The organism is Rossellomorea sp. YZS02 (assembly GCF_033963925.1).
Taxonomy (GTDB): domain Bacteria; phylum Bacillota; class Bacilli; order Bacillales; family Bacillaceae_B; genus Rossellomorea.
This window is the reverse complement of record NZ_JAXBLY010000041.1, coordinates 1-6,594: the sequence shown is the minus strand read 5'-3', so window position 1 is coordinate 6,594 and position 6,594 is coordinate 1. Positions and strand designations below refer to the sequence as shown.

Below are 6,594 nucleotides of genomic sequence, written 5' to 3'. Positions count from 1 at the left end.
TGGGGGATCTCCCCCTGTGAGAGTAGGACGTCGCCAGGCAAATAGATGAAAGAGTAGCTCATTGGGGGTTACTCTTTTTTTTGGTTTGATTGTTAAAAATGGGTGAGAGGTTAGTCATTTTTAGGTAATAATTGGTGATAAACGCAATTAACGAAAAAATGACGCAATCAAGGGTGGGAATGACGCAAATAATAAAATAATGACGCAATCCCCCTCGAAAATTACGCAATAAATTCAAAAACGACGCAATTTCCACCAAGTCATCCATTCCATCCAGAAATCAACCCTTCAAAAGTCCACTAATGCCTCTATTCCCACCATTTCAACACTAAATAAGCTCATCATGACCTCATTTTCCTTACAAATTTCCATCGTAGTGGCACAATTGCCCCCTCCTTGTCACTTGATCCCCCTATCCCATAGACCACTATAAATTCAACACCTACGTATCTCCCAATCTAAAACACCACCAATATGCAAACAACTTTTCTTAATCTTTTTTAGAGAGACATACACAGACATGGTGCCTGAAACATAAGATTAGAGTACACTTGATTATTCTGTCAGTTTAAATGTTTAAAATTATGTATACAATTAGTGGTTTTGAGGCAGAATTGATTGTATGGAGGTGGAGGGCCCTATGTTAGATCAGGAACGTAAGGCGGCTTTAGAAGAGTGTATTGTTTGTCATATTGAAAAGAAGGTTGGAATCCATCTATACACATCGTTTATCTGCACAGAGTGTGAGAATGAAATGGTTCATACAGAAACGAATGATCCTGTGTATAAATTATTCATACAGAGGTTGAAAAAAGTGAATACTCCTCAAATCTACTCATAACCAGATGGTATACATGGTTATGATTTTTTTTGTCAAGGAACCCCCTATATGATTCATAAGAATTGACGGCGCATGGAACAGCGGGATTGTGATACGATATGAATGGATATTTTTATTGAGGAGCTAGATCGAATGAAACGAGATCATACGAGAACCCCGCTTATTGAAGCGATAAGGAAACATCGGACCGCCAATCCTATTTCTTTTCATGTGCCGGGCCATAAGAATGGTTTATTGATGAATGAAGATCATCCTTTTTTTCAAGGGGATCTGACAGAGTTAAGCGGGCTGGATGATTTACATGATCCCCATGAGGCAATAAAGGAAGCGGAGGCTATGCTTGCAGATGTTTATGGTTCCATGAAAAGTTATTTTTTGGTGAATGGAAGTACAGTTGGGAACATAGCGGCGATTCTTGCTTCTTGTGAACCAGGTGATACGGTGTTTGTTCAACGGAATTGTCATAAATCGGTGCTGAACGGTATCAGACTTGTCCGTGCTGTGCCGGTATTCATTGAAACAGAGTGGAGTGACTTTGGGACCGCCCTTGGTATTCGGATTGAGGCGGTGAAGGCAGCGCTGAAGGAGTTCCCCCATGTGAAAGCATGTGTACTGACGTATCCGACTTATTATGGGTTCTCGTATACTATTAAACAGATCATTGAAGAAGTACATAAACACGATGTTACGTGTATCATTGATGAAGCCCATGGCGCTCATTTCACGCTTGGTTCACCTTTTCCGGAGTCGGCATTGGAATGTGGAGCCGATATTGTGATCCACTCGGCGCATAAGATGCTTCCGGCCATGACGATGGGATCGTATTTACATATTGGAAGTAAGCGGGTTAATGGACGAAAGGTAAAAGAGTATTTATCTATGCTACAATCAAGTAGTCCGTCGTATCCGATTATGGCTTCACTTGATTATGCGAGATCATATGTCGGGACGTTTTCTGGGGAGGATCTGGATCGAACGCTGCAGGACGTCAGTTTCTTTGTACAGGCAGTCGAACGAATCCACCCTCAGCTTACTGTTCAACAGTCACATGATCCTTTAAAGCTTATGATGAAGCTTGAAGGACGGACGGGATATGTTCTTCAGGGATTATTAGAGTCAGAAGGAATATATCCGGAACTTGCTGACCCTTCTCAAGTATTGCTGATTCTTCCTCTTGTAAAAAGGGACCTTTCGTTTCCATATGAAGAGGCGGTCAGCAGGATATCGAGTGCACTTAAGAAAGAGCCGGTTGTGGAGGTAAGCCCTGGGATAAAGTCAATCCCATTGGATAGGAAAAAGCATTTCTCTACTTTGGCGTTAACGCTGGAGGAAATGGACGGGAAGGCAGAAGTCCTTGTACCCTTGGAAGAATCCGAGGGAGAAATTGCTGCTGGCATGGTGACACCTTACCCACCGGGAATCCCTCTATTGGTACCTGGTGAAAGGATCACTGGCGAGATCATCCGGAGATTAGAAGAGTATATAGTGAATAAGGCAAACATACAAGGTCATCATCGTTTAGCTGACCACTGTGTGTTTGTGTATCGATAAGCGGAGGGAAACAGATGAAAAAAGGATTGTTCATTACCGTTGAAGGACCCGAGGGAGCAGGGAAATCAACGATATTATCAGAGTTGTATCACCGATTGGAACAGGATGGCTTCGATGTTGTTCTGACAAGGGAACCGGGTGGCATTTCGATTGCCGAGCAGATTCGGGAAGTCATCTTGAACACAAAGAACACAGAAATGGACAAACGGACAGAAGCCCTGCTATATGCCGCTGCGAGACGGCAACATTTGGTGGAGAAAGTGATTCCTGCCCTCGACGCGGGAAAGATTGTGATGTGCGACCGGTTCATTGACAGCTCCCTTGCGTATCAGGGGAATGCACGTGGAATCGGAATGAATGAAGTTATGGACATCAATCAATTTGCCATTGAAGATAAGATGCCGGATCTAACATTATATTTTGATATCGATCCCGAAGAAGGACTGAAGAGGATTGCTAAACATAATGGCAGAGAAGTGAATCGGCTGGATCTGGAATCGGTGGAGTTCCATACCCATGTGCGGGAAGGGTATCAGAAGGTGATCAAACAATACCCTGATCGTATCCGGATCGTCGATGCCAGTAAGAGTAAAGATGAGGTTTTTAATGATGCCTATGAAATCGTGACGAGGTACTTAAAGACGATTGAATAAAGAAGAGGAGGGCTCCAAGTAGTCCTCCTCTTTTTTAGATGAAGCATTGAAGTCTTTTCAATGATATAATAGAAGGAAGTAAATGGCTATATAACGGAGGAATTTATTCATGAAGGTAATTATGGCAGTTGTACAGGATAAAGATAGCAATCGTTTGTCTAATGCCCTGATGGAACATAATTTTCGTTCGACAAAATTAGCGAGTACGGGCGGGTTTTTAAAGTCCGGCAATACCACTTTCATTATTGGTACAGATGATATCCGTGTGGATAAAGCGTTACAGGTCATTAAAGAAAACTGTCAATCACGTGATCAGATGGTGGCTCCTGTATCCCCTATGGGTGGAAATGCTGATTCTTATGTACCATATCCTGTTGAAGTGGCCGTCGGCGGAGCAACCGTTTTTGTTCTCCCTGTAGAGCAATTCCATCAGTTTTAAAGTGAGGGTCATCTTATGAAAATTAACCAAGACCATCGCGTGGCCATAGATAGTGTAGGGAAAGACCAGAGATCCACCGGCACGGGTCAAGTTAAATTCGGACAGCTTGTTCAGAAACATGACCAGAAATTGCAGATGGACCAGCTCAATAAGCTTCTCACGACTATAGAGGATGCCGGCAGCCGTTTAGCTCAATCCAGGACATTCAAGGACCTTGCCAAGTATAAAACATTGGTGAAGAAGTTTGTGCGGGAAGCCGTCGATTTTGGGATGGATCTGAAGCAGTCCCATACATGGAATCAGTATGGGGAAGGGCGGAAGCTCAATATCGTTGAAACAGTTGATCAGCATCTTGTGGGTCTAACAGAGGATGTATTGGATAAAGAAAAGAAATCCATTGATATATTAGGGAAAATCGGGGAAATAAAAGGTCTCCTTATTAATCTTTATATGTAAGAGAGTGATGTTAAGACATGTTGTTTGAAGAGATACAACCATTTCAGCCCGTCGTCCTTCAGATGCTGCAGAATAGTATATTGAAGGATCGTGTCGCTCATGCTTATTTATTCGAGGGTGAAAAAGGGACACGAAAGAGAGAAATGAGCATTCTGTTTGCCAAAGCTTTGCTTTGTCTCAACCAAGTGGGCGGTAAACCTTGTGAAGAATGCACCAACTGCAAAAGAATCAATCATGGGAATCATCCGGATCTTCACATTGTTGAGCCTGATGGTCTATCGATAAAGAAGGATCAGATCAAAAGCCTTCAGGAAGAGTTCTCGAAAACGGGTGTAGAGTCCAAGAAGAAAATTTACATCATCGTTCACGGAGATAAGATGACGGCGAATGCGGCTAATAGCCTACTTAAGTTTCTTGAAGAGCCTTTAGCGGATACAACTGCGATCCTGATCACGGAAAATATTCATCGGATCCTGCCTACCATTCTTTCGCGCTGCCAGACGGTTTCATTTAAGCCGTTGCCGAAAGAGCAGCTGACAAAACAGTTATTGGAAGAAGGGATTCCACCCCATTTTGCCACCCTCGCAGCCAACTTGACGAACCATTATGAGGAAGCTGTAGAAATATGTCAAAATGAGTGGTTTGCACAAGCAAGAATAATAGTGTTAAAATTATATGAAGTCCTCCAGAAAAGTCCCTTCCAAGCAATGGTCAAAATACAAGAGGATTTTGTACAGCACTTCAAAGAAAAAGATCAAGTCGATCGAGCATTGGATCTTTTACTTCTAATATATAAAGACTTACTTCATATCCAGCTGGGAAAAGAAGAACAGCTCGTGTACCCGGACCAAAAGGAAAACTGGAAATCAAACGCACTTCAAGTGTCTACGAATCGTCTTTCTACTAATATGACGGTGATACTTGAAGCAAAACGCAAATTAAACGCCAATATGAATTCGCAGCTGCTAGTAGAACAGCTTATGCTAAAACTGCAGGGGTGATGGTCCTTTGTACGATGTTGTAGGAGTTCGCTTTAAAAAAGCGGGTAAAATCTATTATTTCGATCCGGGTGAATTGGACATTCAAAAAGATTGCTATGTAATCGTTGAAACCGTCCGCGGAGTCGAATTTGGAAAAGTAGTCGTAGAGAGAAAACAAGTCGGAGAAAACGATGTAGTACTTCCATTGAAGAAAGTGATTCGGATCGCCGATCAAAAAGATCGTTTGATCGTAGATGAGAATAAGTCATCTGCAACGGAAGCCTATAACGTATGTTGTGATAAAATTAATCAGCATCAATTGGATATGAAATTGGTAGATGTAGAATATACATTCGATCGCAATAAAGTCATATTCTATTTTACGGCTGATGGACGTGTTGATTTCCGAGAGCTGGTGAAAGATCTGGCCTCCATTTTCCGTACGCGCATTGAACTTCGTCAGATTGGCGTTCGTGACGAAGCAAAAATGCTGGGTGGTATTGGTCCTTGTGGCCGCATGCTATGTTGTTCTACCTTTTTAGGGGATTTTGAACCTGTATCCATCAAAATGGCGAAGGATCAAAATCTATCCCTTAATCCTACGAAGATTTCAGGTTTATGCGGACGATTAATGTGCTGTCTGAAATATGAGAATGACGAATATGAAGCAGCGAAAGAAGAATTACCTGATATCGGAGAAGTGATTAAAACACCTAATGGAAAAGGTAAAGTGGTAGGTCTTAATATTCTTGAGCGTATTCTTCAGGTAGAAATAAAAGAAGAAGAACGGGTTCTTGAATTCACATTAGATGAAATTATGAACGAGGGTGCCGTATCATTCCAAGCCACAGAGTAACGGGGTGTAGTGTCGTGGATAAGAAAGAGTTCTTTGATTCAGTCAGTAACATGGAACAACAAATTGGTCATTTATATCATCAATTAGGTGAGCTCAAACAATGCCTAGCTGAAATGTTAGAGGAGAATAACTCTCTGAAGCTTGAAAATGAGCATTTGCGCCGTAGACTGGAACAAACAGAGAACTCACCAAAAAAGGTACAAACAAACAGCGATGCGGGTACGACGGGTGAGTCAGACTTAGAAGATAAAACACTGGATATCGGAGAAGGATATGACAACCTTGCCCGACTATACCAGGAAGGATTCCATATTTGTAATATACATTTCGGAAGTCCCCGTAAGGATGAAGATTGCCTGTTCTGTCTTTCTTTCTTAAACAAGAAATAAGGAACGTTTCATTCTTTGGAATAGAATAAAGACTAAAAAGGACTAATCCATACAAAAGGATTGGTCCTTTTTAATCGAAAGGCTGTTTTCGCAAAGATTGTTGCTGTTCACATACCAATTAAGATTTTCGATGCTCTGTCTTTTAAGTTGTGGTGCAGGGAACTGCTTCGCTTTCCACGCCCGTTTTCCGTAGGAGTCTACGCAGTTCCCTTCACCCTCTAGAGTAGTAAGTGTTGACAGAGCAAAATAGATCATGAAAATCGGTTGTGGAAGGGTAATGTACGATTAAATAAAATCGTTCTCTACAACAAATGAAAAAGCAGTGGCATAAGCAATCTCCACATTTTCTTTATGGTTTTAAAACATAGTTGATTGGAGCGGAAGGTGCTCGACTCCTGCGGGAAACGCTGGACAGGTGAGACCCCGCAG

General features: G+C 42.0%; 8 protein-coding genes. All 8 read left to right on the top strand.

Annotation, left to right across the window (positions count from 1 at the left end; genetic code table 11):
- The first annotated feature begins 640 nt into the window (after positions 1-640).
- The 8 genes from SLH55_RS22970 to yabA all read left to right on the top strand — a co-directional run bounded on the left by SLH55_RS22970 (position 641) and on the right by yabA (position 6,165).
- Positions 641-841: a sigma factor G inhibitor Gin gene (locus SLH55_RS22970; protein WP_320324553.1), complete on the top strand. Its 201-nt coding sequence runs from the start codon at positions 641-643 to the stop codon at positions 839-841.
- Positions 842-973: 132 nt separating this feature from the next.
- Entirely contained in the window at positions 974-2,392 is a 1,419-nt protein-coding gene (locus SLH55_RS22965; protein ID WP_320324552.1) for an aminotransferase class I/II-fold pyridoxal phosphate-dependent enzyme, read from the top strand.
- Between the two features lie 14 nt (positions 2,393-2,406).
- Positions 2,407-3,045, top strand: a complete 639-nt coding sequence (gene tmk, locus SLH55_RS22960) for a dTMP kinase (protein ID WP_219170333.1) — start codon at positions 2,407-2,409, stop codon at positions 3,043-3,045.
- Positions 3,046-3,154: 109 nt separating this feature from the next.
- Positions 3,155-3,484 carry a cyclic-di-AMP receptor gene (locus tag SLH55_RS22955; protein WP_226677565.1) on the top strand — a complete coding sequence of 110 codons (330 nt, stop codon included), beginning with the start codon at positions 3,155-3,157 and terminating at the stop codon, positions 3,482-3,484.
- Between the two features lie 15 nt (positions 3,485-3,499).
- Complete coding sequence (locus SLH55_RS22950; protein ID WP_219170335.1) at positions 3,500-3,940, top strand: YaaR family protein; 441 nt, start codon at positions 3,500-3,502, stop codon at positions 3,938-3,940.
- Between the two features lie 17 nt (positions 3,941-3,957).
- Positions 3,958-4,941: a DNA polymerase III subunit delta' gene (holB, locus tag SLH55_RS22945; protein WP_219170337.1), complete on the top strand. Its 984-nt coding sequence runs from the start codon at positions 3,958-3,960 to the stop codon at positions 4,939-4,941.
- A 7-nt stretch (positions 4,942-4,948) separates the two neighbouring features.
- Positions 4,949-5,776, top strand: a complete 828-nt coding sequence (locus SLH55_RS22940; RefSeq protein WP_219170339.1) for a stage 0 sporulation family protein — start codon at positions 4,949-4,951, stop codon at positions 5,774-5,776.
- Between the two features lie 14 nt (positions 5,777-5,790).
- Complete coding sequence (yabA, locus tag SLH55_RS22935) at positions 5,791-6,165, top strand: DNA replication initiation control protein YabA (protein WP_148971327.1); 375 nt, start codon at positions 5,791-5,793, stop codon at positions 6,163-6,165.
- The last annotated feature ends 429 nt before the right edge of the window (positions 6,166-6,594 follow it).